At 65.2% G+C, this 24,312-nt stretch carries 28 protein-coding genes; 11 read left to right on the top strand and 17 right to left on the bottom strand.

The features are described from left to right. Nucleotides 1-283 precede the first annotated feature (283 nt). The gene (locus ACFC4D_RS12600; RefSeq protein WP_376062844.1) at nt 284-664 is read left to right on the top strand and encodes an RNHCP domain-containing protein; all 381 of its coding nucleotides are present in this window, start codon (nt 284-286) and stop codon (nt 662-664) included. A gap of 9 nt (nt 665-673) precedes the next feature. Further along, on the top strand, nt 674-1,084 hold the full coding sequence (locus ACFC4D_RS12595; protein WP_376062843.1) for an RNHCP domain-containing protein: 411 nt from the start codon (nt 674-676) through the stop codon (nt 1,082-1,084). 426 nt (nt 1,085-1,510) lie between these two features. On the opposite strand, the gene ACFC4D_RS12590 is transcribed toward ACFC4D_RS12595, so the two are convergent. Next, nucleotides 1,511-2,671: a helix-turn-helix domain-containing protein gene (locus ACFC4D_RS12590; RefSeq protein WP_376062842.1), complete on the bottom strand. Its 1,161-nt coding sequence runs from the start codon at nt 2,669-2,671 to the stop codon at nt 1,511-1,513. A gap of 114 nt (nt 2,672-2,785) precedes the next feature. Continuing rightward, nucleotides 2,786-3,211, bottom strand: coding sequence for an NUDIX domain-containing protein (locus ACFC4D_RS12585; RefSeq protein ID WP_376062841.1), 426 nt, complete (start codon nt 3,209-3,211; stop codon nt 2,786-2,788). A gap of 41 nt (nt 3,212-3,252) precedes the next feature. Between ACFC4D_RS12585 and ACFC4D_RS12580 the strand changes: the two genes are divergently transcribed. After that, nucleotides 3,253-4,056, top strand: coding sequence for a TauD/TfdA family dioxygenase (locus ACFC4D_RS12580; protein ID WP_376062840.1), 804 nt, complete (start codon nt 3,253-3,255; stop codon nt 4,054-4,056). A gap of 740 nt (nt 4,057-4,796) precedes the next feature. On the opposite strand, the gene ACFC4D_RS12575 is transcribed toward ACFC4D_RS12580, so the two are convergent. Beyond that, a complete protein-coding gene (locus ACFC4D_RS12575; RefSeq protein WP_376062839.1) occupies nt 4,797-5,240 on the bottom strand; it encodes a hypothetical protein in 444 nt (147 codons plus the stop codon). 240 nt (nt 5,241-5,480) lie between these two features. Next, nucleotides 5,481-6,515, bottom strand: a complete 1,035-nt coding sequence (locus ACFC4D_RS12570; protein ID WP_376062838.1) for a Gfo/Idh/MocA family oxidoreductase — start codon at nt 6,513-6,515, stop codon at nt 5,481-5,483. 193 nt (nt 6,516-6,708) lie between these two features. On the opposite strand from ACFC4D_RS12570, the gene ACFC4D_RS12565 reads away from it, so the two are divergent. Beyond that, nucleotides 6,709-7,143, top strand: a complete 435-nt coding sequence (locus ACFC4D_RS12565) for an NUDIX domain-containing protein (RefSeq protein ID WP_376062837.1) — start codon at nt 6,709-6,711, stop codon at nt 7,141-7,143. Between the two features lie 52 nt (nt 7,144-7,195). On the opposite strand, the gene ACFC4D_RS12560 is transcribed toward ACFC4D_RS12565, so the two are convergent. The 8 genes from ACFC4D_RS12560 to ACFC4D_RS12525 form a co-directional block, all read right to left on the bottom strand. Beyond that, a complete protein-coding gene (locus ACFC4D_RS12560) occupies nt 7,196-8,329 on the bottom strand; it encodes an MSMEG_0565 family glycosyltransferase (RefSeq protein WP_376062836.1) in 1,134 nt (377 codons plus the stop codon). Continuing rightward, on the bottom strand, nt 8,329-9,180 hold the full coding sequence (locus ACFC4D_RS12555) for a carbon-nitrogen hydrolase family protein (protein WP_376062835.1): 852 nt from the start codon (nt 9,178-9,180) through the stop codon (nt 8,329-8,331). Before ACFC4D_RS12555 ends, ACFC4D_RS12560 begins: the two co-directional genes overlap by 1 nt. A 3-nt stretch (nt 9,181-9,183) precedes the next feature. Then, nucleotides 9,184-10,440 carry an MSMEG_0569 family flavin-dependent oxidoreductase gene (locus ACFC4D_RS12550; protein WP_376062834.1) on the bottom strand — a complete coding sequence of 419 codons (1,257 nt, stop codon included), beginning with the start codon at nt 10,438-10,440 and terminating at the stop codon, nt 9,184-9,186. Next, nucleotides 10,437-10,763: an MSMEG_0570 family nitrogen starvation response protein gene (locus ACFC4D_RS12545; RefSeq protein ID WP_376062833.1), complete on the bottom strand. Its 327-nt coding sequence runs from the start codon at nt 10,761-10,763 to the stop codon at nt 10,437-10,439. The genes ACFC4D_RS12550 and ACFC4D_RS12545 overlap by 4 nt, the downstream gene beginning before the upstream one ends. Then, nucleotides 10,756-11,679 carry a carbon-nitrogen hydrolase family protein gene (locus ACFC4D_RS12540; protein ID WP_376062832.1) on the bottom strand — a complete coding sequence of 308 codons (924 nt, stop codon included), beginning with the start codon at nt 11,677-11,679 and terminating at the stop codon, nt 10,756-10,758. The genes ACFC4D_RS12545 and ACFC4D_RS12540 overlap by 8 nt, the downstream gene beginning before the upstream one ends. Next, the gene (locus tag ACFC4D_RS12535) at nt 11,676-13,016 is read right to left on the bottom strand and encodes an MSMEG_0567/sll0787 family protein (protein ID WP_376062831.1); all 1,341 of its coding nucleotides are present in this window, start codon (nt 13,014-13,016) and stop codon (nt 11,676-11,678) included. Before ACFC4D_RS12535 ends, ACFC4D_RS12540 begins: the two co-directional genes overlap by 4 nt. A 277-nt stretch (nt 13,017-13,293) precedes the next feature. Next, nucleotides 13,294-14,352 (bottom strand): MSMEG_0568 family radical SAM protein, encoded by a 1,059-nt coding sequence (locus ACFC4D_RS12530; protein ID WP_376062830.1) that lies wholly within the window; start codon nt 14,350-14,352, stop codon nt 13,294-13,296. A 7-nt stretch (nt 14,353-14,359) separates the two neighbouring features. After that, nucleotides 14,360-14,905, bottom strand: a complete 546-nt coding sequence (locus ACFC4D_RS12525) for an MSMEG_0572/Sll0783 family nitrogen starvation response protein (protein WP_375957038.1) — start codon at nt 14,903-14,905, stop codon at nt 14,360-14,362. 377 nt (nt 14,906-15,282) lie between these two features. Here ACFC4D_RS12525 and ACFC4D_RS12520 point away from each other — a divergent pair, with 377 nt between their 5' ends. Beyond that, nucleotides 15,283-15,768, top strand: a complete 486-nt coding sequence (locus ACFC4D_RS12520; RefSeq protein ID WP_376062829.1) for a GNAT family N-acetyltransferase — start codon at nt 15,283-15,285, stop codon at nt 15,766-15,768. A gap of 28 nt (nt 15,769-15,796) precedes the next feature. On the opposite strand, the gene ACFC4D_RS12515 is transcribed toward ACFC4D_RS12520, so the two are convergent. After that, entirely contained in the window at nt 15,797-16,684 is an 888-nt protein-coding gene (locus ACFC4D_RS12515) for a LysR family transcriptional regulator (protein WP_376062828.1), read from the bottom strand. Nucleotides 16,685-16,801: 117 nt separating this feature from the next. Here ACFC4D_RS12515 and ACFC4D_RS12510 point away from each other — a divergent pair, with 117 nt between their 5' ends. The 4 genes from ACFC4D_RS12510 to ACFC4D_RS12495 all read left to right on the top strand — a co-directional run bounded on the left by ACFC4D_RS12510 (nt 16,802) and on the right by ACFC4D_RS12495 (nt 20,244). After that, complete coding sequence (locus ACFC4D_RS12510) at nt 16,802-17,011, top strand: hypothetical protein (protein ID WP_376062827.1); 210 nt, start codon at nt 16,802-16,804, stop codon at nt 17,009-17,011. A gap of 45 nt (nt 17,012-17,056) precedes the next feature. Next, nucleotides 17,057-17,698 (top strand): DUF3558 family protein, encoded by a 642-nt coding sequence (locus tag ACFC4D_RS12505; RefSeq protein WP_376062826.1) that lies wholly within the window; start codon nt 17,057-17,059, stop codon nt 17,696-17,698. 294 nt (nt 17,699-17,992) lie between these two features. Further along, a complete protein-coding gene (locus ACFC4D_RS12500; protein ID WP_376062825.1) occupies nt 17,993-19,312 on the top strand; it encodes a hypothetical protein in 1,320 nt (439 codons plus the stop codon). A gap of 182 nt (nt 19,313-19,494) precedes the next feature. Continuing rightward, complete coding sequence (locus ACFC4D_RS12495) at nt 19,495-20,244, top strand: histidine phosphatase family protein (RefSeq protein WP_375957022.1); 750 nt, start codon at nt 19,495-19,497, stop codon at nt 20,242-20,244. 193 nt (nt 20,245-20,437) lie between these two features. Here the strand turns inward: ACFC4D_RS12495 and ACFC4D_RS12490 are convergent, their stop codons facing one another. Then, on the bottom strand, nt 20,438-20,809 hold the full coding sequence (locus ACFC4D_RS12490; protein WP_376062824.1) for a VOC family protein: 372 nt from the start codon (nt 20,807-20,809) through the stop codon (nt 20,438-20,440). A gap of 87 nt (nt 20,810-20,896) precedes the next feature. Here ACFC4D_RS12490 and ACFC4D_RS12485 point away from each other — a divergent pair, with 87 nt between their 5' ends. Next, nucleotides 20,897-21,394, top strand: a complete 498-nt coding sequence (locus ACFC4D_RS12485; RefSeq protein ID WP_376062823.1) for a MarR family winged helix-turn-helix transcriptional regulator — start codon at nt 20,897-20,899, stop codon at nt 21,392-21,394. A 78-nt stretch (nt 21,395-21,472) separates the two neighbouring features. Further along, complete coding sequence (locus tag ACFC4D_RS12480) at nt 21,473-21,931, top strand: pyridoxamine 5'-phosphate oxidase family protein (RefSeq protein ID WP_376062822.1); 459 nt, start codon at nt 21,473-21,475, stop codon at nt 21,929-21,931. On the opposite strand, the gene ACFC4D_RS12475 is transcribed toward ACFC4D_RS12480, so the two are convergent. The 3 genes from ACFC4D_RS12475 to ACFC4D_RS12465 form a co-directional block, all read right to left on the bottom strand. Next, nucleotides 21,926-22,867 carry an SMP-30/gluconolactonase/LRE family protein gene (locus tag ACFC4D_RS12475; protein WP_376062821.1) on the bottom strand — a complete coding sequence of 314 codons (942 nt, stop codon included), beginning with the start codon at nt 22,865-22,867 and terminating at the stop codon, nt 21,926-21,928. The two genes, ACFC4D_RS12480 and ACFC4D_RS12475, sit on opposite strands and share 6 nt — an antisense overlap. A 150-nt stretch (nt 22,868-23,017) precedes the next feature. After that, entirely contained in the window at nt 23,018-23,299 is a 282-nt protein-coding gene (locus ACFC4D_RS12470; protein WP_375959458.1) for a hypothetical protein, read from the bottom strand. Between the two features lie 11 nt (nt 23,300-23,310). Further along, nucleotides 23,311-24,312, bottom strand: coding sequence for an alpha/beta hydrolase fold domain-containing protein (locus ACFC4D_RS12465; protein WP_376062820.1), 1,002 nt, complete (start codon nt 24,310-24,312; stop codon nt 23,311-23,313).

Below are 24,312 nucleotides of genomic sequence, written 5' to 3'. Positions count from 1 at the left end.
ATGCGGTTGCGGTTCGTCTCGCAGCAGTGCGCCATAAATCGATGGCGGGCAGCGGTCGGCCACTGTTACCGTTGCCGCCGCGCCGCTCGGGCGCGTAAGAATCGACTCGTGGAAGAGGGTGTTTTGATGACCCGGAATGCGCCGAGAGCGCCTCAGGGTGTGGCTCCGGCACGAAACATCGCTGCCCGCACCACATCTGGTCGATAGTCGCAAGCGTCATCGAGGCGCTCTCGGCCTGCTCCCGCTGCCAGCATTCACGCTCTAGGCATTGGAGTGAACCGAGTTGTCCGACAACACCTTTACCAACCATGAGCCCAGTCCGGCATTGCGGACCGGGACGTTTTCCTGCATGCGTTGCAGTCTCACCGTGGCTCTGCTCGGGCCCGATGGCCAGCGGCGCAATCATTGCCCCAGTTGTTTGCATTCACGACATACCGTCGATCAGGTCGAGGGTGGTGTGTCCGAGTGTCAGGCACGGATGGCTCCGCTGTCGATAGCGGTGTCGCGCAGTGGCGAATGGGGCATCGTGCATCGCTGCACGCGGTGCCATGAGCTGGCGCTGCACGCGGTGTGCGGGGATGACAATCAGCTGATCCTTATGCGGTTGGCTGTGCGTCCGCTGGCCGAACCACCGTTCCCGCTCGAAGTGTTCGGCGATCTGTAGGAGCCGGACATGCCACGGAAGAACAACGCGGCGCCCAATCGCCGCCAGCGCGGGAAGTCCGTATTGCACGGTCCCGGTGGGGAATCCGGTGAGTCGTTCCGATGCGTGGGGTGTCGGCTCGACGTACCGATCAACGCACCGGGGACCGGGCATCGCAATCATTGCCCGCACTGTTTGGCCAGTCGTCATGTGGACCGGGTACCAGGCGATCGTGCCGCGACCTGTCGTGCGCGCATGCGGGCGGTCAGTATGACGGTGCGGGACAACGGTGAATGGTCGCTGGTGCACCAGTGTCTGGGCTGTGGGGTATTGAAGATGAACCGCATTGCCGGAGATGACAACGCATTGGCGCTGATGCGAATTGCGGTGCGGCCCTTGTCTGATCCGGTGATGGGCCGGAGAGTGCTGCGATCGCTGTGAGATTCGGGGCACCGAACCTAATCGGGTCGGTGCCCCGGTATCGCGGCGCTGACGGTCGAGTTGACCTACTGGTTTTCGGCCAGCCATGCTCGGCCCGCAGCGAGGATGTCTTGTTCCTGATCGCTGAAACGGGTTGGGAACGCGCCGTTTGCAGTGTGGCCGCTGCGTTCGAGCAGATAGGCCAGGGCAGCATATTCGCGAGGGTGACGACGGACGGTGTCGGCATCGATGTGCTCGGCGCCGGGAACACCGAAGGGGTAGGTGAATCCGCCCAGGCGAGTACTCCGCTGGCCGCGTACAGCAACTGGCCATGGGCGTGCGCGGCGACCCCTCCGCAGTGTGCGAGTGACAATCGGCCTTGGGCGGGGTCGTCGCCCGACCAGTGATCGGGTACTCAGGGTGGGGGCTCCCGTTCGATCGAGCACGCTACTCGGACCGTCCACTGCCAAGCAGTGACCGGATTCGCGCGAGGGCGGCGCGCGCTTCGGTCGCGAGTTCGTCCAGCCCGGCCTGGGCGGTCGCGCGTATTGCCCGCTGGATCTGATGCGGAAGTCGGCGATGTTCCGCATCCTCGATTGCATCCTCGAAAAATACTGCCGCACTGTCTAATTCATTGACCGCGGCGAGCACTTCGCCGGTGGTGACACGCTCGATGATCCGCCACTGCGGCGCGGCCGGCCTACCTGCCTGGACGTGAACCAGCCGTCCCGCTTCGGCGGCCCGACCAGTGCACAACAGGCCGCGTAACTCGATCTCCCGCAACGTGAACGGCTGGAATAATAGTCCGCTCCCGGTGTTGCCCTCCAACAGCGTCCGATACTCATGCAGGGCGGTGTCGAATCGTTCGGCGTCGCCGAGGACACCGAACGCGCGGCACATGAACGCGAGCGTTCCGCCCAAAGCGGCCGGGTCACGTGACAGTTCCTTGGACTCCTTGAGGCGTGCGACAGCTGCGGCGGGATGCCCAGCCTTGCGAAGTTCGTTGCCGTGCATACGAAGCGTGTACGCACGAAACATCGGATCGTCCAGGCGGGCGGCGATCGTCACCGCCTGCCCGGTCCACCTGGCCGCCGATGACAACCGTTCCTCGGGTAGCACTGCCCCTAGCGAGACGCCAAGCCCTACCCGCGCTTGCGCCAACAGAACCAGGCTGTCCCGCTCTAAATGCCCCTCCGCTGCTCGTGCTTCCAGCCGTGCCACGAGCGGCCACAGTTCGTTGACCGCTTCCGCGGCGTGCCCGGACTGACGGGCGATCTCAGCTAATCGCACTGTGCTGTCACCGAATTGGAGCATCGCCCGAAATTCGGCGTCATCGGTGCCGGTGATCCCGAGAACATGCGCGGGTATCCCCAAGCGGCCGGCGATGTGGCGGCGAGCCGTGACATCGGTGATGGGCCGCCGCCCCGTCTCGATCATGGAAATGTACGACGAGTCGTAGCCGAGAAGCTCGCCCAGTTGAATCTGATTGAGCCCGTTCACTCTTCGATACGCGCGCAGAATCGTTGGCAGGTCACGGGTAGCTATCGCGGTCGCCGCTTCCGGAGCCGCCCACAACCACACCACCGAAGCAATCGGTGCGGCCTGCACCGGTCGCACCGGTGCGTCGGTGCTGACCGCGCAGGTCGGGCACACCGGTTCAGCGGCGAGGCGACTGATAATCACTCCGCAGGCTTGGCACCGGTGCCCATCCACGATCGCGGCTCAGACGTTTTCGGACGCCCGCAAGTGCGCGAACCACGTCATGATCGACCGCTTGTAGCCGTCCGGCATGTTCAGCCCCGCGATCTCATCCTCACGGAACAACCCGACCTCTTTGTGTTCATGAGAGAGCACGGGTTCCGCGTCTGTGTCCGGGTGACACCCATAGGTCACGATGAACACGGTCCGTTCCACTTCGTTGATGTAGTACATCCACGAGTCCAGAATCGGCCCCGTCGTCACCGGCCACTGCGTCTCTTCGGTGATCTCACGGGCCACACACTCTTCGGGGGATTCGTCCGGCTCGATTCGCCCGCCCGGCAACTCCCACTCTTCGCGCTCGTTCTTCAACAGCAGTACGTGACCGTCGCGGACGACGACACCCTTTACCGAGATCGAGTACATGTGTGGCACGTAGTCGGCAGTCATGCCCGCGACGCTAACACCGTCATACCCGACCCGGCTCGACGTTGACGCTGACAATCTGTCAGTGGACGCCCGGCAGCCACGAGCGGACGGTTATCGGCATGACTTTCGTTGATTTGCAGCAGGATTGGGCGTCCGGGGTGGCAGCGCGACTGTCCGCCGATGGATTCGCCCGGGTCGACAAGATCCGAACACGTGCCCAGTTGGTCACCCTCGGCTCATCGTTGGGCCGTATCGTCCCTCACCGGGACAGCGACACCGACGGGGTGACCACCCTCGAGGATCGGGGCGGGTTCGGCAACCGCATCGGGTTCGAAGGATTCGGGACCGGGAAGCTCACACCACACACAGACCGTTCCGGGGTGATGGAACCGCCCGCGCTGCTAATGGTGTGCTGCGGGCAGAAGGCATCCACCGGCGGCGAGTGTCTGGCGACCGATGGGCTGGCGGTGTACCTGGATCTCGCGATGAACGACCCGCAAGCCTTGGATGCCCTCTCACAGCCGCGTACAGCGCTTTTCGGCGGGGCCGCAGGCTATCTGGGTTCGATCTTCGAAAGCGGCAAGAGCGGCCGGATACGGGTCCGGTACCGCACCGACGATCTAGTGAAGTACTCGCCGGAGATCACGCGGTACCTGTCGGTGCTGGCGGCGGCGATCAAACGACACACCATCACGTTTGCGCTCGAGACCGGCGAAGGCTATGTGCTGCACAACCATCGGTGGATGCACGGCCGGACCGCGTTCGTCGGCAACCGCGTGATGCACCGGCTCAGTCTCGACCCGCACCCGGAATTCGCTATCCCATCCGGGTTCGCCCCCGACGTGCCGGCGGTGATGCCAGGATGAACGTGGACTTTGCGACGGTCCGGGTTGCCATGCGATTCGAGAACGGTTCGGACGACCCGAACGACTATGCGTACTTCGATCATTGTGGGTTCGACCCCGGCCCTATGGACGTTGCGCGGGCGCACCGGTTGACGCAGATCCACTTGCACAACGAGTCCGTGCGATGCAGGCAGAAACAGGCCGCCCTGGCGACCCTCGAGGCCGCCGGGGTGTTGTACCGCAGCGGGGTGCAGTCATGACCGAACCCGACAACGAGGACGCCGAGTAGGGCTGTACGGCAGTCGCGTGAATACATAGGTGCCCGTCGTGAACCACCGAGGCAGGGCATTTCTCAGTGCGCGGGCCGACGAGCACTCGCTCATGTGCGAGGCGGCGGATCGGTGACGCTACCAGCGACCGGTTCACCGAGCCCATCCCGGGCAGTTCGTTCGGTTATCTGGTCAATGTGGGCCTGGAGGCGTTCGTGCACGCTCCGTCGATCGCGATGCCGCGTGGCGTTCGCTTGAATACGGTCAGCCCGGGTTGGGTGCGCGAAACCTTACTCAGCCTCGGCATGGATCTGGCAGACGGCACCCCGGGGGTCGATGTCGCTCAGGTGTATCGGGACCTCGTGGAATGCACGGCACACGGTCGAACGGTGTCAGTCGAAATGGGCATGAGCCCGAAACCCGTTGCCCTGCAACCGCGAAAGCGCTCACCGATCACGGCATTGGGATCGATGTGAGCGTCGGGTTTTCGATCTATTCGTGTCGTGCGCAGGCGAGTTCGGCCAATTGGCCGAGGGTGTTCTCGAGCTGCTCGTAGCCGTGCTGTTCCAGGGCCTTGGTCACCTGATTGGTGATCAACGGTCCGGAGAAGGTGAAGCCCGCGGTGATGTTGCTGCCCGATTCGGTGCTCTGCAACCAGTAGGTCAGGTCGTACTGAATTCCCGTTCTTCCCTTGCCACGCAAGGCAATTCGATTGGGCTTGTCGAGTCGGGTGACGGTCCACTCGACTTCCTCGAGCATGCCGTGCAGCAGCACCTCGGCGACTACGACGGACCCTTCGACCAGCCGCTCGGGTGGCGTGCCGATGAAATCGTGATGCATACCGAACCAGTGGTCCCAGGTGGTCGGCGCGACAATGGTGTTGAAAAGGGACTCGAGCGTCCCCGGAACGTCCCTGCTGAGAAGTAGCGCTCCCATGGCGGCTCCTTGAAATTTGTTGGCGGCGAGTCAAAACGGGTGCGCAACGCGGATTGCCGACTACCTCCGATGAACTTCCCCCCGAAGCCGGTGCCGACGATCTTGACACACCGGAAACCAGAGCACAACATAGGCATTCAGCCTGGTTAACACCGAACTTGCAAATGAAATCGCATTCGCGGCAAACCAAATGACCTGTGGGTCAACGACATCACCCGCATCCCTCACAAAGGGGAAGTCCTACCGCTGCGCGCTGATGACTCCCCGTTCCAGAACCCTGAGCGTCTCGAGTGCGTCGTGCGGATCAACCGGGACTGGTGTGCCGTCGATCAAGGCATCGGCCATCGCTCGATAGAACGCGGGGTAGTCGCCGGGCTCGGTGGGGATTGAACCGGTATCGCCCTCGGTTCCCAACTGACCCCATGAGTCGGGTTCAACTGTGCCCCAGGGGTTTCCCTCGCCCGGGCGACGACCGGCGCGCAGGTCCGCTTCCTGAGGATCGAGACCATGTATGACGAAGGCACTTTCGGATCCCAGAACGCGAAACCGCGGGCCAATTTGTGCGGCTACAGCACTCATCCATAAATGAGACCGGACGCCCGAGTCATGAGTGAGAGCAAGAAACGCGTCATCATCGGCGTTGACTCCGGCACGACGGCGGTCGCGTTCGCAATAGACATCGGTGACCGGACCGAACAGCACCAGCGCCTGATCGACAAGATGGCTGCCGAGGTCGTATAGATATCCGGCCCCATCGGCGGCTCCCCCGAGCTCGCGCCAGCCGCCCTTGCATACCGGCCGCCACCGTTCCATCCGCGACTCGAACCGCTGCACCTCTCCCAACTGCCCCTTAGCGATCAAGTTTCGGACAGTGAGGAAGTCGCCGTCCCATCGGCGGTTCTGGAACACCGACAAAACCACTCCACGCCGGTCAGCGGCGGCGATGACCTGCTCTGCCTCGGCCGAGGTGACCGCGAATGGCTTATCCACCACGACCGGAATCCCGGCCTCAATCGCCTGCAGCGCCAGCGAGGCATGGCTGCGATTGGGCGTGGCGATCACTATCAGATCGATTCCGGATGGATCAGCGAACAGCTCCTCGACTGTCGCGATGACCCGTACCCCGGGATGCTCCCGCTTCGCCTGCTCGGCGCGTTCGGCCGACGAGGTGACCACCACGTCCAAGCGCATCCGCGGTTCGGCGGCGATCAATGGTGCGTGAAAAACCGATCCGGCAAGCCCGAAGCCCACCAGCGCCACCCGAATTTCCGGCATCTCGCTCTCCCTTACACCGATGGTCCGGTCTTCTGCGGTCGCAGTTCGGCTACGCCGGGAACTGTGATTCACCCATGCAACGCGACGTGGATTTCGTCAGCCAGAGTGTAGTTCCCTGCGGAAAGGAATCTCTGACGTGCATGGACGGCTAGGTTGATGTCGCATCCACCCCTCAGGAAGGGCTACAGGTCCGATGCCCGAAAAGGTGTCCACGGAAAAGGTTTTGGCCTATATCGTGCGCGACGGACGATTGCTCGTCTTCCGCCACATCGATTACTCATGGGAAGATGTCGGCATCCAAGTACCTGCCGGAAGTCTGCAGGACGGGGAGACGCCCGAGGATGCCGTCCTGCGCGAGGCACGGGAAGAGACTGGGCTCACCGAATTCACGATCGTGCGCAAGCTCGGGGAAGACGCCTATGACATCAGCCCCTACCGGTTCGAGATCCAGCATCGGCACGTCTTCGAACTCGAGCTCGGTCAAGGAACTCCGGAGCGGTGGAACAGCCGGGAAGAACACGATGGCGAAGGTGAACCGACTCGATTCGAATGCTTCTGGATTCCGTTGGAAGTCGCGCACGTCCTGCAATCGGGGCAGGGCGCGCTACTTGGCCGACTGTTCGATTGAGCGATCGATGTCCGATCCGGTTTGGCGAGCGGTGCGTGAGCGGATGAATTGATCATGCAGCGCCATGGCCGGATACGGATGTCGGTCGACGATCCGCTGTGGCAGCGCTGGCGTAGAAGTCGAGGTGTGAGCGGGCGGCGCGGTCCCATCGAAATTGCGCGGCGAGGGTGCGGCCTGCATGGGCGCGTTGTGGGTTGTGGCGCAACGCTTCTCGGATGCCTGCGGCCATCTCGGCTGGGGATCGGGCATACTGCACGGCGTTCTGGAAGACTTCGCGCAGGACGGGTAGGTCGCGGGCTACGACGGGGGTGCCTGCTGCCAGGGCTTCCATGGCGGCGAGGCCGAAGCCTTCCTTGGTGGAGAAGAACGGCAGGACCTGTGCGGCGGCGACCAGGGCGGGTAGGTCGGCGTGCTCGACCGCACCCAGTACGGTGACGTCGATGCCGAGTTCGGTTGCACGGGTGTCGAATTGAGTTCGGTAGTCGCGGTAGTCGAAGAGGGTTTCTCCGCCTGCGATGACCAGGCGCAGGTCGGAGTGATCGCGGTGCACAAGAGCGAATGCCTCGAGTAGATCGAGGCTGCCTTTGCGGGGTTCGATGCCGCCGACCGCGAGGACGTAGTGGCCCAGGCGAGTGCGCCATGCGGATCGGCCTGCTGCTGCGGCGGGGTCGTTGCTTGCGGCGGTGGCGAAGCGGTCGTATTCGACGCCGTTCGGAATGACCGTGGGGGTCAGGCCCCAGCCGGTGTGGACTTCCTCGGCGACGGCGGATGAGACGCAGATGTGGGCGTAGGGGTTGATGATGGCGGCTTCGTGACAGCGGGCAAGTTCGGGGGTGGTGAAGTGGTCGAGGTGGTGGATGGTGCGGATGCAGGGGCCGACGGCGTTGGCGCTGATGCAGTCTTGGGCGTGCACGATGTCGAAATCGGTTGGGGTGAAGGCGGTTCGCAGGACCTCGATCGAGCGCATGATCCTGGTGCCGACGCTTTCACCGTCGAGAGCGGCGAAGGGGACAACGCGCACGCGCACTGCCGGGTCGACGGGGCGGAAGAAGGCGTGGTCACCGCCTCTGCCCAGGGTCCACACCGTGACGTCGGCTCCCTCGCGGACCAGCGCTTCGGCGAGGTTGAGGGTGTGTACGACGCCGCCACGCGGTTTGGTGGAGTAGGTCAGCAGGGCGATCCTCATCATTGAAATCCTTTGTCCTGCAGGAGGTTGACGTAGGTGTCGGTGCGGCGTTCGGTGAGGTGGTGCAGGACACGGCGGGCGCGCTGGACTTCGGCGGCGATATCGATGTCGGCGACCGCGAGGCCGCCCTTGGTCCAGGTTTTGGCGAGGATGTCCCCGCCGGGGCCGACGATTTTGGCTTGGCCGAGGAAGCGGAGGCTGCCGGTGGTGCCGGTTTGGTTGGAGGAGGCGAGCACGATTTGGTTCTCGGCGGCGCGGGCCTGGTCGTAGAGGTCGAACAGGCGTGATTGTCGGTCGTTGGGCATGCGGGAGGCGCGGTCGGTGGTGCTGGCAGGCCAGGCCGAGAGGGCCGCGATGGTGTGGGCGCCGTCGAGGGCGAGTTCGCGGGCGGATTCGGGGAAGGTTTTGTCGTAGTCGATGAGCATGCCCATGCGGCCGAGTGGAGTATCGAAGGCGGAGAAGCCTTGTCCGGCAGCGTAAGCGAGGTGCTCCCCCGCCGGTTGATGCACCTTGCGGTGGCGGCCCAGCACGCCGTCACCGCTGAGGCAGACTGCCGAGTTGTAGCGCAGGCCATCCGCGTGTTCGGCGTAGCCGACGCAGACAACCATGTCTCCGGCCAAGCGGCTCAGTAGCCGGATTTCGGGGCCGTCGCCGTCGATCGCTTCGGGACCGGTGGCCGGGTCGGGGTTGCGCAGATCGCCGATGTAGCCGCCCAGGCTCGCATCGGGCAGCACCAGCAGCTGGACGCCGTCGGCGGCCAGGCGCTCGATGATCCCGGCGATCTTCTCCAGCGCCCGGCCGATATCGGCGCCGAAATGCGCTGCGACCGCGGCGATTCGCGTGACGGGCATCGCCTAGGCCACCGCTGAGGTGTGGGCCGCGACGGTGATGCGGTCGGCCAGGTACTCCGCGTCGCGGGCGATCGCGGCGAAGCGGCCCGAACCCCAGGTGTGCAGCCAGGGCAGGCCCAGGAAGTACAGGCCGGATGTGGTTGTGACACCGCGGTTGTGGCAGGGGTGTCCTTCTCCGTCGAAGACTCCGGCGCGCAGCCATCGGTAGTCCGTGCGGAATCCGACCGACCACAGCACCGAGGTGATGCCGTGCGCGGCGAGATCGAGTTCGGTCGGCTCGGATTCGGGGTGCCACACCGGGGTGTAGCGCTCCTCGACCGGTGCGGTGAGGTGTTCGCGGGCGATGTAGGCGTCGATGGAATCCTTGATGCTCTCGGCGACGGCGTCGGCGTGATCGAGGGATTTCGCCAGCGACAAGTCGAAATACGCTGTGCCGCTATCGATATCGATCAGACGCCCGCAGAGCCCCATCCCTTGACGGGCGAATGCGCGCAGATCGATATCGCGACCGCCGCCACGGCCGGTGACATAGTGGTTGGTGTTCTCCCGCTTGCCCAGTCCGCCGGGCTGATCCTGAATCGGGATGTCGTAGTGGCCCATATCGTGCAGCCAGGCCACGCAATCGCGGCCGCGATAGAAGCGCGCCACCCGCGGGGCATTGCCGACCGCCAGATGCACCTGTCGCCCTGCCAGGTGCAGGTCCTCGGCGATCTGGGCACCCGATTGCCCGGTGCCCACGACCAGTACCGCGCCGTCGGGCAATTCGTCGGCATTGCGGTACTGCGCCGAATGCAGCTGGGTGATCGAGGCCGGGAGCTTCTCGGCGAAGCGCGGAATGGTGGGAATGTGATAGCCGCCGGCCGCGACCACCACCTGATCGGCGTGCATCGGCCCGGCGCTGGTGCCGAGTGCGAATCCGCCTGTGGGCGCGACGGTCAGATCGTTCACCTGCACGCCTTCCCGCACGGGTGGGTCGAACGTCCGCACATAGCCCTGCAGCCAGGCAAAGACCTCATCGCGCGCCATGAACCCGTGCGGGTCTGGGCCGTCGTACCGGTAGCCGGGCAGGACGCACTGCCAGTTCGGGGTGACGAGAGTGAAGTTGTCCCAGCGGGTGTCGGACCATTCGTGGGCGATGGTGTCACGTTCGAGCACGACATGGTCGATACCGTTACGCGTGAGATGCCAGCTGATCGACAGGCCCGCTTGGCCGCCGCCGATCACGATCACATCGTGATGTTCGGTGGAATAGGTTGTCATGACCGGCCTTTCGATGTCGCGGCGGCCAGCGATGGCGGAGTCATCGACAGCACTCGCACGGTGCCGGTTTCGGCGGACAAGAGTGCCTGTGCGGCAGCGGTTTCGATGCATTCGAGGGTGTGCGCCGCCGAGGTGCACGCGAATCCGTACTTGGCGCGCACCCGCTCGGAGGCGAGGGTGAGTGCGGTGCGGACGTGGGTGAGAAATTCGTCGATCGGGTAGTCGATGCCGACCGTGAGATGGTCGTGGATGACCAGCGAGGGTGAGTAGCAGTGCTGCACCGCCCCGTCGGGCCAGCGGACCAGGAAATGCATCTCAGGCATGTTCGACCACCAAACCCGCAGGCCGATCCGGTTGTCCGACAACGCCGTAGCGCTGAGTCACGCTGTGATACAGCTCAGGACGGCGATCACGCAGGTTGTACATGCCGCCGTCACGGGCGAGCGCCAGCACATGATCGAGATCCACTGTGGCGGTGGCCAGTCCGGCGTCGGTGCCGGTGGTGGCAAGCACGTCTCCGCCTGGGCCGACGATCTTGGCGCTGCACACGAAGCGCAGTGATCCGAAGGTTCCGGCCTGGTTGGAGGCGACCCACACCACCTGGTTCTCCACCGCGCGGGCACGATCGAAGATGTCGAAACGTTGTGTCCAGCGGTCATCTTCGAGCCGCTCGGCCGCACCTGTGCGAGCCGTCGGCCAGGCCGAAAGCGAGGTGATGATCTGCGCACCATCCAGAGCCAGTGCCCGGGCGGCCTCGGGGAAGGCTTTGTCGTAGCAGATCTGCATGCCCATCCGGCCGACCGGAGTGTCGAACGCTCGATACTCGAATCCCGCTTGGTAGCAGAGGTTTTCACCGAGCGGCTGATGAACCTTGCGGTATGAGCCCAGGATTCCGTCACCACTGAGGGTGACCGCGGCGTTGTAGCGGTCCTCGCCGTCGGCTTCGCAGAATCCGAGGGTCACCACCAGGTCCCCGGCCATGGCCGCGACGGTGCGCAGCTCGGGTCCGTCGAGAGTGAGAGCCGGTGGCAGACTGCGCAATCGGCGGGCTCGGGCTTCCTCGCTCTCTTCACCGCCGCCCAGGCTGGGCAGGTAGCCGCCCAGGCAGGCCTCGGGAAGGACCAACAATCGGCTCCCCCGTGCGCGGGCGGTGTCGATGAGTGTGCCGATGGTGCGGTAGCAGGTCTCCATATCGCGGCCGAATTCGGCGGCTGCCACGGAGATGGTCAGGTCGTTCATGAGATCCCCAATCCGGTAACGGATCCCGTCACCGCGGTGGTCGTGATGCCGTCCGGCCAGCGCAGCCGGACGCCGGGGGTGGTGGTCAATTCGCCGCAGATCGCCGAGGTCGCCGGGCTCGACGCAGAGCGGGCGGGGGCACCGGGGCGATCGGCGGTGAGCATGGCGAAACCGGGAAAGCAGGTGAGCCAGTCGGCCATTGCGGCGGTCTCGGGTTTGGGCAGGCGTGCCAGGTCGATTTCGACGCCGACGCCGCTGGATTCGGCGAGCATGCCGGCGGTGCCCGCGATACCGGCCATGCTGACGTCCTTGGCCGCGCGCGGGTGGGACTCGGCGACGACGCGGCCCAGGGCGCGCAGTTCTTCGCCTGATCGATGCGAGGACGAATCCCATTGCCGCCCGTGATATCCGGTGCGCCAGCCGCCGTCGAGATCGGCGGTGAGCGCGAGCTGGTCGCCTGCGCGGCCGCCACCGCTGTTGACCGGGCGATCGGTGCGGCCCAACGCGGTCACCGACAGCGCGGCCGGGACCCCGAGCTGGGTGTGACCGCCCAGGACCGGCACCTGCCATACCGCGCTCGCCTTACCCAGGCCCCGCAGGATCCGGGTCAGCAGTGAGCGTGTGGGGGCGGCTACCGCGTCGAGCATCGCGACGGGTTCGGCACCCATCGCGGCCAGATCGTTGAGGTTGACCAGGACCGCGCACCAGCCCGCCCATTCCGGATCGCGTTCGACCATCGAGGGCACGATGGCATCGCACGCCGCGAACAGATCTCCACTGGGGACGGGCGCTGCATCGTCGCCGCGAAAACCGCTCCCACCCAGGGACATCGGCAGTACATCCAGTGCCGCGAGTGTCGGTCCCAGCATCGATTTGGTGGCGTCGGCCAATCGCTGGATGCGTTCGATCGGCCACCGCATGACCACATGAGGCACACCAGCCAGGCTGCTCGGTCCCATCGCCGCCCAGCCCAGATCGGTGAATAGCGCGGCATGGCGGGCCTGCACGGTGGCGTCGAAGCGCAGCACATTGTTGTTCTCGGCATACGCGCACGCCGCACGAACCAGGGCTTTCCCGATCCGGTGTGTGCGCAGCGCGTGGTCGACCACCAGGCGACTGCCGGTCCACCAGCCGATATCGGTCGGCGTGGCCGGGGCCAGGCGCACACCCCCGAGCACCATGCCGTCGGAGGCGGTCGCGACGAGCACCCGGGTACGCGGGTCATCGTCGAGGTCATCGATATCGCTGCCTACGAACAAGCCCTGATCGAGGACGAAGGTCTCGCGGCGCAGTCGCCGGTAGGCCCGAAGTTCGATCGGCTCGGCCTCGCGAATCATGAAGTCGTCGTCGCGACCAGTGGGGGTTCCGGAGAGCACGCACGACCCGATGTCCTGGTTGTGCGGCCTGCGAGACAGCCGTGATCCGGCGCTGGGATTCGATGCCCCGCTCGATAACCCGATGCCGGGATTCGATGCTTCACCGGATAGCCACGATCCGATTCCGGGGTTTGGCGGCTCCCCTGAGGACGCCTGGGGTCGCAGGTCCTGGCGCACCGGCTCTGATGGCGCATCCAGCCGCGCGCGAGACGTCACCACCCTTTGTTGAGTAGCCATCTCATCCCCCGGCGCTCTGCAGGACCGAGCACGCTCCGCATGCCGCGCATCCGGCTTTCTGTGCGGCACCGAGCATTCCGGCCTGCTGCAAGTCGTGCGCGACGCGACGCGTGACCGATTCCAGGTATTCGGGTTCCGGTGCGCTCGCGTGATCGACATCGACCGCGAGCGTGCCCGCCAGTGGCCGGAACGGGACGATGAACGGATACACGCCCATCGCGATGAGTTCGCGTGCCCCGGAAACCAATTCGTCCGGGTCCTCGCCCAGTCCCGCGAGCAGATACGTCGAGACTTGGTTGCGACCGAACACGCGCACCGCCTCGGCCCATGCCGCGCGGTATTCGCTCAGCGGCACATTCGATTTGCCCGGCATCCACCGTGCGCGCACTCGATCATCGAGTGACTCCACATGAATGCCGATCGAATCGGCTCCGGCCGTGCGCAGCTCGCTCAGCGTCGACTGCTCGCCCGGGGGCTCGCACTGCACCTGGATCGGCAGGTCGGGCACAGCCTGTTTGACCGCCCGGACGCAGCGCGCCAAATGCCTTGCACCCCGGTCTTTTCCGGCGGAGGTGCCGGTGGTCATCACCATCTGACGCACCCCGTCCAACCGCACCGCCGCCGCGGCGACCTCGGCGAGCTGTTCGGGCCGTTTCACCGCGATCGTGGACCCCGCCTCGAGCGAGGCTTCGATGGCACAGAAGCGGCAACGCTGGTCCTCGTCGTAGCGAATGCACGTCTGCACCACCGTCGTGGCCAGCACATCGGCCCCGTGCAGTTTGGCGATCTTCTCGTACGAAATCCCGTCTGCGGTCACCAGATCGTAGAAGCGCGGCCGCTGGACCGGCTCGACCGTCACTCCCAGATCGGTGCCTTCGAACAGGAGCCGATTCCCGCGCACGCTGTACGGACTCGCGCGCCGGATGGGGATGGCAGCGCCGGCACCCCCGATCAGGACATGACCGTCATCGCTGGGACCGGCACCGGATCGGCGCTGCACCGGCACATCGACGCGAATTCCGAGCAGCGCCAGGTCTACTCGAGTGGATACCTCGGTCATGGCAGGCCTACAGCTGGTAGGTCGAGTTGATGATGGCGCCCTTGCGGGCGTAGTGGATCAGCGCGTCCTGCACATCGAGCGGATGCGCGGGAATGACGCCCTCGATCAGGTCCTCTTCGCGCGCACCGTGCAGCGCGAGTCCGAACCGGCACGCGAACACCTTGCCGCCCTCCTTGATGAAGGTCGAGAGCGCGTCGTTGATGTTCTGCTCGCCGGGGAATCCGCTGTCGCCGGTGGTCGGAAACCCGCGTGTGGCAATGGCATTGATAGCGCCTGGGCCATAGAAGTAGATGGCGGACTCGAAGCCCTTGCGCAGCGCGCGGGTGGCTTGCAGGATCGCCACGAAGCTGACCGAGGACTCGTGGGCGATGCCGTGCACCAGCGTGAAGTAGGTTTCCCCGACCTCGGCCCGATAGTCGGGAAAGATCTTGGTGGCACCGTAGATATTGGTGCCCTTCGGCAATGCCGGATGCGGAATCTCCGCCAGCGACGCGGCGATGTTCTCCTCGATCGCCTTGTCGATATCGACCGTGGACTGGGTCAGTTCGGACATGAGGTTCTCCCTGGAATTCGCGTGGACCGATGAGCGAGGCGAACCGGCGCGGTTCGGTGTGGGCACTTTCATCGGTGAAACCAGTTGACGTCCGGTCGATTTCACAATGGTTACATCCGGAACATTTGCCGATGTCCAGAAACTCACCGAGGGGCTATTGCCGCGAATCACCAAACACGTTGTGTAGCAATCTCTTTAGTGTCAGATCGCGATCTGTGAATGCGCAGGCACGTCGCATCGACCTGGTGCGGGGTAATCGCTGTCCTCGCGTTTTCCCCGACTGTGTTAACCGCCGCCATCGACCAAAAGCGGCTGCCGTAACACACCGGAAATCGTCGGACCCGCAATCGCGCACAGATCAGGGAAGACTGGAGGCCATGAGCGACGTGAGGATCCGCACGGCCATCACCGACGACGAGCCCGCACTCTCGGAGCTCGTGCGGCGAACCTGGTCCCCGGCCACCGAGATCACCCCGCGGCCACCCGCTGGCGAACCGTTCTTCCACGAGGCCAGCCGCCCCGAGGACTACCTCATCGCCGAACTCGATGACCGTGTTGTCGCCTACCTGCGCCTGGTACAACCGATCCCGGTCGACAGCTGCGCCCACGTCCGCCAAATCCAGGGCCTCGCGGTCGACGACACCGCCCGGCACCGAGGGATTGCCACCGCGCTGATCGCCGCGGCGATCACCGAGTCCCGCCGTCAGCACGCTTCCCGCCTGACCCTGCGTGTGCTGTCCACCAACCTCGCCGCCCAACGCCTCTACGCCAGAACAGGTTTCACACTCGAAGGCACACTCCGGAACGAGTATTACCTCGAGGAGAAGTTCGTGGACGACCTGTTGATGGCGCAGCAGATCTGATCGCTCGCCATTGCTGTCCCTATCGGGCTCAGATCGCGCGGGTGCCCAGGTCGGTGACGACCCGCGCCAGGGCACGAACCGGTTCGGTGTCGCCGCCCGCGGCCCAGATCATCGCCCACTGCAAGCGCGGGGCATCCGAGACCGGGACGTACGCCAAGTCGGGGCGGGCGTGGAAGCGGGACGCGTGCTCGCCGAGCAGGTTCACCGAGCGGCCGAGGCCGATCAGGGTCGACAGCTCATCCATATTGGTGACCTGGCCCTCGCGTTCGACCCGGCGGCCGCGCGGTGTGGCGAAGGGATGAAAGGCGTCCTGCCAGTAGCCGGGTTGATCGGGGCCGGTGGCCACGCTGAAATCACCCAGCACCTCCAATGAGACCGAATCCCGCAGGGCCAGTGCGTGATCGGCCGCGACGGCGAGTACGCGGTCCTCAGTGAAGACAACCGGTCCGACGGTGAGATCGGGCTCCTGGACCGGGAGCCAGGAGATCAGCACGTCGATCTCGCCCCGGCGCAGTGGACCGAAGGCGTCGACGAACGGGTTGTGCCGCACGTCGAGCCGCCAGGACTGATGCCGGGTGGTGAACGTATCGAAGTACGGCCGCAGGTCGTGGGCGTTCGAGGCGATCACGCCCACGCGCAGCACCGCGTGTTCCTCGCGGGCGGCCCGCTTCGCCTCCGCCAGCACCTCGTTGAGGTTCCGGTAGACCGGCCGCAGGCCGTCGCGCAGCTGCTCGCCCGCGCGGGTCAAGCGCACCACCCGGCTCGTTCGCGTGAACAGCGCGGTGCCGATCGCGCGTTCCTGGGCTTTGATCGACTGACTGACTCGCGGTGAGGTCAGGTGCAATCGTTCGGCGGTGCGCCCGAAATGCAGCTCCTCGGCAAGGGTCAGGAAGATCTCGATGTCCCGGAGCTCCACACCCCATCCCTTCTACTGTTAAGCCGACCTTATCGTTCCATTCGAAAAGACCGCTTGATCGTTCTGACCAGCGAAATCACGATGAGATGTCACATTGTCGTCAGAAGAGGATTACCGATGAAGCAGCTCATCGTCATCTCCGCCCTCACCGCCGGTCTCATCGGCTCGGCGGGTTCCGCAGCGGCACAACCTGTTTCACCAACCGCAAGCGTGGTGTCGGCGCCGGTCGGCACGCAGGTGGCCGGTTCGTCCGAGGACGCGTTCTGCGCCATCATCCGATTCCTGAAGGGTGGCTGGGCGGGTCGTGCCACCGACTGCTCGTTCTGAGCGCGGAAGTCAACGGAATACGGTCGACAATAAGGGATTTCGAGAATGATCAGCAGGAGCGCCGGGTCGGCGACTGTGGCGTTGGCCGCCGCGGCACTGCTCGCGGGGTGTGGGACCACGACCGTGAACACCCAGCCGACCTCCGGCACTACGGCGGCGACAGTCACGACGCTCGCCCCGACGACGGCCGGGACCGGCGGCGAGCCGACTGCGACGCCGCCCACCCGGGACGATCCCACGATCACCACCAGTCCGGTCGCCACGGCATCGGCCACGCCCGCGGGTTCGGACTGGGATCCGTGTGTGTTCTCCGAATCCGAGCTCAGCGCAGCCGGTTTGAGCTCCACCGGTAAGCAGCGGGTCACCACCTCGAAATACCCGGCGTGCAAGTGGATCGCCGCCGACGGTAGCTTCGATCTCGTCGCGGTGGCCTCGGCGGATTCGCTGGACACCGTGCTGGCTCCGGGGACCTACACCGATCTGCGGCGCTCGTCGTACTACGGTCACGACTTCGCGCTGTTCCGCTCGGTACAGGACAGCAACAAGATCGGCTGCATTACCGCCTCCGTGGCGGCGTTCGGGACCGCCGTGCTCACCCTGCGGTATCTCGGCGCTCCCAGCGATCCGCGCGACCCCTGCCACGCGGTCCAGAAGGTCAGCGCCGCGCTGACCAAGAATCTCCCCTGATCGGACGGCGTCGACTCCGCAGCCGGAGTCGCTCGGTCAGGTGAGTTGCGGGAAAGCTCGCGTACCCCAGCACATTTCATCGCGATGTCGCTGGTGATCGTCTTGCCGAATCGCAGTGCGCGCAGGGTCGGATGGGTCAGAATCGAAGGGTGCTCTGTTGGGGCCCAAGCGATTTCGTATGACAACGGTGTCGCCGCTTGTCCCCGTCCGGCCCCGCCGCGTCGTCGCGCGTGGGCTCTCGATCGCGCGCGGGTTCTCCCCCGCGCCGACCCTCCGGCGCAAGGATGCGATCTCATGACTCTGTTGACCTACACCGTGCTCACCGACCCCGCAGCCTTGGAGGCGTCGAAGGCGGGGCAGCCCACGTCCTTCGGGACGGTGTATCTGATGGTCACCAATTCCAGCGGCACCGCGACACATTGGACCAAGAACGAGGTGAAGGTGCCCATCGGCAATGGCGCCGAACATCTGACGCCGGATATCAGCCTCGTCACGGCCAGCGCCGAATTCCACGGCCAGCAGACGGGCGTGCAGTCCCTCGATGTCCAAATCCAGTCCGCCGCAGGGTCTTTCCAGGTCACCAAATCTTCCGGTGGCAAGGTCCGTTTCGCTCCCGGTGACTACCTGGTGGTGAAATTGGAGGATGTCCCGATCGCCGAAACCGCCGGGCTCGCCGTGCTGAGCGTGCACGAGTCCGCCGCTAAAACGCAGACCGCGAAACCGAGCAACAGCGTCACCGCCGTTCCGCTGGTGAAGACCGCACCGAAGTTCGTGGCGCCCAGCAACTTCCGTCCCGATCAGGCCCTGGTGGACGATGGCGACGCGATCGTGTTGCGCTGGGATGGACCCGATGATCTGGCCTACACGATCGGATTGCCGGACGGCACCCTGGCCTCGGTCACCGCCACGGGTGAGTGGCGGCCCGACCCCAAGACCGGCCCCAAGCGCGACGCCACCTACACCCTGATCGCCACCGATCCCGCCACCACGCGGCAATACTTCCTGTCCACCACCGTCCAAGTGGTCGAACCCACCTTCGACAAGGGGATCCGAGCTGCCCGAGTCCATGGGCTCTCGGGAACGGGGAGACTCGAGTTCACTCCGGCCGGGGTACGGGTTACCGATCCGGTCGGGTCCGATGGCGAGGTCGCGGCCGCCAAGGTCGGAGCCACCCTGGTGACCACCCAAAAGGTCACCGGGCCATGGGCATCCACCGGCGCACTCACCTTCGGGGCGAACGGAATACTGGTCTCGAACAACTCCGGCAGCGAATCAACCGTCACCGCCGACAAGGTCGAGGCGAACAGGGTCGCGACCGAACTGGTGAACGCCGCGCGGGTGCAAGGGCCGGGCAGTCACGACGGATCGATCACTTTCCCCCAGAGCGGCATTCAGGTTTGCAATGGCGCGTTCGACAACACTCCCCGGTACGGCTACGTCTTCGCCGAGTCGGGCATCTATCAGAACCAATCCTTCACGGCGGGAAGCGAAAACCGCTGGATCGATCTGACCGACGGCGGCGAGGTGTCGGTGAAACAACGGCACGCCGATGGGACGACGACCTACGGAACCATCAAGGTATCCCGGGTGGACACCGATTACGCCCGCTGGTGAGCAGATGCCTCTGCTACCGATGGTAGCGGCCGCGCGTGGGCCGGATTGCGAAGGATCCCGATGAATGGGATCTCCGGTATTTGATTCGGGCAAGAGCTGCTTCTGTGAGACGCGACACCCCAAATGTCCGGTTTTCGGCAGAACTGAAGTGGCTTTCGCCACGATGAAAGGCCTTCCCACCCATGCGCATCCGATCTCTTCGATTGTCCCTCGCGGTGATGGCGACCGCGGTCGCGGCCGCCACCGCCACCACCGGCATCGCAACCGCCGGCCCCGATTTCGGCAGCTCCGGCAGTAGCTCCGGCAGCGGCGGCGCCAACGAAATGACCATCACCCTGGTGCGCCACGCCGAATCCCTCGGCAACACCTCGGGCCTGATCGACACCAAGGTGCCCGGACCCGACCTGTCCCCGCGCGGCCGGACCCAGGCGGACAACCTGGCCACCCTGCTGAACGACAAGAAGTTCGACTGCGCCTTCGCGTCCAACATGGTGCGCACCGAGCAGACCGCGGCACCGACCGTCGCCAAGAAGCACCTGAGCGTCAACGTGCAGCCCGGCTTCCGCGAGATCGAGGCGGGCCAGTACGAGGGCACCCCGGAGGCCCAGGCCATGGCCGGATACCTCCAGGCCCCGATCAAGTGGATCTCCGGCGACACCAGCGCACGGATCCCGGGCTCCATCGACGGCAAGGAGTTCGACGACCGCTTCGACCAGGCCCTGCTCGATGTACAGCGCCGCAACTGCGCCAACCCGGTGATCTTCTCGCACGGCGGCACCATCATGTTCTGGTCGATGATGAACGCCAGCAACGCCGATAAGAGCAAGCTCGGCACCGATCCGATGCGCAACGGCGGCCGCGTGGTCCTCAAGGGCAGCCCGCAGAAGGGCTGGACCATCGTCGAATGGGTCGGCAACCCTGACCTGGGCTAGGCAGTGCCTCCCAATAGTCGAAGCCATTCGATGATCAGCGCCAGGAACAGCCCGGCGCGATAGGCCAGAGCGAGTTCGTATCTGGTGGCGATGGCGCGTCACTGCCTCTCTGGTGGCAATGGCGCGCCACTGCTTGATTTCCTTCATCTCCCCGATGCCAGCCCACGGAAATCCAGCCGTCGAGACCAGTGGCTCACGGAACGGCGGTGAACAGCTCGTAGCTGTGGCCGTCGGGGGCGTGCACGTAGACCCCGCGCCCGCCGGCCAGGTGGTTGATCTGCCGGTCCCATCCGTGTTCGGGGCCGGAGCCGTACTCCACGGCAGGCCATGCCGCCAGCCTCCCCAGCACGGCATCGAAGGTGTCGTCATCGACGAGGAAGGCGTAATGACCGGGCTCGACCCGTCCGCGGTCGTCGAAGTCGAGCGTCAGATCGCCGTTGACCTGCACGGGCACGAACGGTCCGGCGGTAGCGAACACTGCCAGCCCCATCAGTTCGGCGAAAAACGTTGCCGCGGAGCGCTTGTCGGTCGACGGAACGATCGTGTGATTGAGAACGATAGACATTGCTTCCTCCTGTTTCGTGGACCCCGAACGCGTATTTGTATGCGATCCGCATACAAATATAGGTGCGTATCGCATACAATGTCGAGGGTGGGTACACATGAGGCTCGAAACACTTCGGCCACGGCCGACGGGAACGCTGTCGATGGTGGACCAGCCCTGTTTCGGCTGGTCCGTTTCTGGTCGCGCCGCTGGAGCAACCAGGCACTCACCCGAGTCACCCAGGAACCGGACACCGAGCAGCGACGGGTGCAGCACATTCAGGTCGTGGAGGCCGTCGCCGCCGCGCTACGGACAGGCGAACAGGCGGCAGTCACCGATGTTGCCGAGCAGCTCGGTCTCGACCACTCCGGCGCCAGCCGCATGGTGCGTGACGCCGTCGCGGCCGGATACCTGGCCCGTGGCGACTCCGCTCGCGACCGTCGCCGCGTCGTCGTTCAACTCACCGACCGCGGACGCGATCTACTGACCGCATCGCACGACTGGCAACGCAGTTGCTTCGACCAGCTCACCGCGGCATGGAACGAACAGGACCGGCGCCAATTCGCCAGCTACCTGCAACGCCTCGCCGACGAAACCATCCGGTGAACGATCGGCCGCGCGAGCACCGCGAAATTGGAGACACTGCCTAGAACAATGTCACTCGGTCGTCGCGAAGGGAAAACCATGGATGAACGCGGGCTCTTGGAGGACTACGTCTCCGGCGGCAAGTTGATGCAGCTGTCGACGATTGCCGAGGACGGCTCACCGCGGGTGTGCAGTGTCTGGTACCTGCCCCGATTCGGCCCCGACACATTGCATTTCATCTCACGCACGGACCGAGAGCACTCCCGGAACATCAGCCGCAACCCCGCGGTCGCCGGTGCGATCATCGATATCCCGATCGTCGAACTCGGCCAGGTCGCGCGGGGAGTGTCCTTCACCGGAGTGGCTCGCGAGCTCCCCGGCGTCGGAATAGAAGACCTGGCGAAGGATTTCGCCGCGCGATGGCCGAAAGCGACGGGGGTTCTTCGGGCGATGCCGAACGCCGCGTCCCGGTTGTACGAGATCGCGGTGATCGAGTGGGTCCTGTTCGATGAGGAGAACTTCCGGCCGAGCCCCCGGCGCATCATCAAGGGCCTATAGCTCTGGATTCAGGCGCAGTACGTTGCCCAGTTCGGTGCCCAGAACCAGCCTGCCGTCCGGGCCGACCGTCACCGAGGTCAGCGGCTCGCCATGGTATGCGTCGCAGGTGGCGCCGGTCGTCGGGTTCACCTGCACGAGGCGGCCGAGTGCTGTTGCGGCATAGAGCATTCCGTCCGGGGCGGCTTCGAGACCGTCCGGCAGGGCGGGCATCTGGTCGGGATTCAGCTGGGTGACGATGCTCCGCAGGCCAGGGTCGGCGACGCTCATCCGCCAGAGCTTTCCACCCAAACTCATTGTGGCGCTCACGTATAGGGTGTCGCCGATGATGGACAGGCCGTTCGCCCCGAAGAGGCGAGCCCGATCCGACCAGGCGCGGTCGATGACGCCGTCGGGCCGGATGCGGGTGATGCCCGCGAGGGTGTCGGTGATGTACAGGTTGCCCGCGCTGTCGAATGCGGAGCCGTTGGACATGCTCGCGCCGACCGCGAACAGCTCCGGGGAGGGCGACTCGGCGGCGGGGTCCAGGCGGACGACGCCGCTGAACCCCCATCCGGGAATCGGGCTGGTGGGGGCGTCACCGTAGTTGATGTACAGCAGGCCGTCCGGCCCCTGGCGGATTCCGGCGGGGAACGGAATCCACACGGTGGCGGTCAATTCGCCCGATGGGGAGTAGCGCTCGACATTGCCGGTGAAAAGGTGTGTGACCCAAAGGTTTCCCTGTCGGTCATAACCGATGTTCTCCACCCAGTCCCGCCCCGGAGCCGACCACGACATCAGCGTGGTGGTGGAGGCGATAGCGCATCCGGGCGTCTCTGCTGTGGCTTCGGCGGCCGGAATCGAAAGCGGCAACGCCGCCGCCAGTATTCCGACCCCGAAAACACCGACACCACAACGCAATCGCGCGGTGATCGATCGAGTTGCGCAGGTGCGTGCCATTCGAGTTCTCCGCTCTCCAGTGAACAAAGGTCTCGCGGCACCGCCGCGCCTCGCAGTGAAGTCTGCGGGACGGCGGTGGCCGGTTCCACGACCGCAGCGGACAGCACGCCGACAATTCCCGCCAGGTCCGCTTCGCGGAGAACAAGTGGATCAGACGTACCAGTGCGCAGCGCGCAGACCGCGATACAGCGCGCCGAATATCCGGGTGTGGCGATCGCGGAAGGCCGTGATGCTCGATTCGGGAACACCGAGACCCGATGCGGTGGTCAGCACGACGCGGTCGCGAACGCCGAAGTGCAACTTCTCGACCATCGTCAGCGCCCCGTCGGCGGTGTGATGCAGACCGTCGACGACCCGCCATACCTGGGGAACGGGGAAGGGTCTGCGGCCCATCCATGCGGTGATGCTGTGCCGGAACTGCGGTTTGGCCATGTGATCTCTCCTCATCGAGCGTCGATGACGCGGCGATTGAATGCCGCGATATCGGCGATGGCGCGGCGGGCGTCGGGCAGCAGGTCGGCGCCTGCCTGGTGAATGTGGATGGCCCGGTCCCAAAGTTGCAGGGTCAGTGGGATCTTGGCGTCGGCGTAGCGTCGCGCCAGCTGCTCGGCGTCGGCCAGTACGCATTCCTTGGAGCCGGTCTGGATCAGCGCCGGTGGCATTCCGGTGAAATCGTGGTTCACCGCCGAGAGCGCCGGGTCCACGATTCCATTGTGCGCGAATCCCATTCGCGCGACCGCCTCATATCCGATCGGGGGGATGAGCGGATCGAACGGGCCATTGGGGTGGGCGTTGCGATAGGTCCAGTCCAGGTCCGCCCACGGGGCGATCGCGGCAATGGCTCCCGGTGCCGGCAGTCCGCGTTCCCGGGTGGCGATGGCGAGCCGGAATGCCACTCCCCCACCGGCGGAATCGCCTGCCAGGATGATCTTTTCCGCCGGGAATCCCAGCCCGAGCAGATACCGGTACGACTCCACCGCATCATCGATGATGTCGTTATAGCTCGCCTTCGGCAGCTGCCGGAAATCCACGCTCAATGCGGGCAGTGCGCTCGCCTTGGCGATGCGGGCCACCAGCCTCCGATGGGTGCGCAACCGGCACACGATGAATCCACCGCCGTGGAAATACAGGATGGCACCGTGCTGATGCGCGGCAGGATCGGGAATGCTCTTGTCCCACAACCATTCCGCACCGAACTTCTCGAATGCGACCGACCGGCGGCGAGTGCCGCGCGGCGGCACCAACAGGGCGGCGGGCGCATCGGTGTAGCTGGTCACCGCGAAAACCTGTTTGGCGCGAACGACATTGATGCCCAGCCTGCCCAGTGCGCCGAGTAGTGGATGGACGCTGCGGCGACCGGCGTTGTAGACCAGCCTGGTGCGCCAGTCGGCTTCGTTGGCGAGTTCGACCGTCACGCTGGAGACGGGCGATACGGCAATCGACAT

The organism is Nocardia sp. NPDC056000 (assembly GCF_042269265.1).
Classification (GTDB): domain Bacteria; phylum Actinomycetota; class Actinomycetes; order Mycobacteriales; family Mycobacteriaceae; genus Nocardia.
Note: the sequence above shows the minus strand (reverse complement) of the source record. Positions and strands in the feature narration are given on the sequence as shown.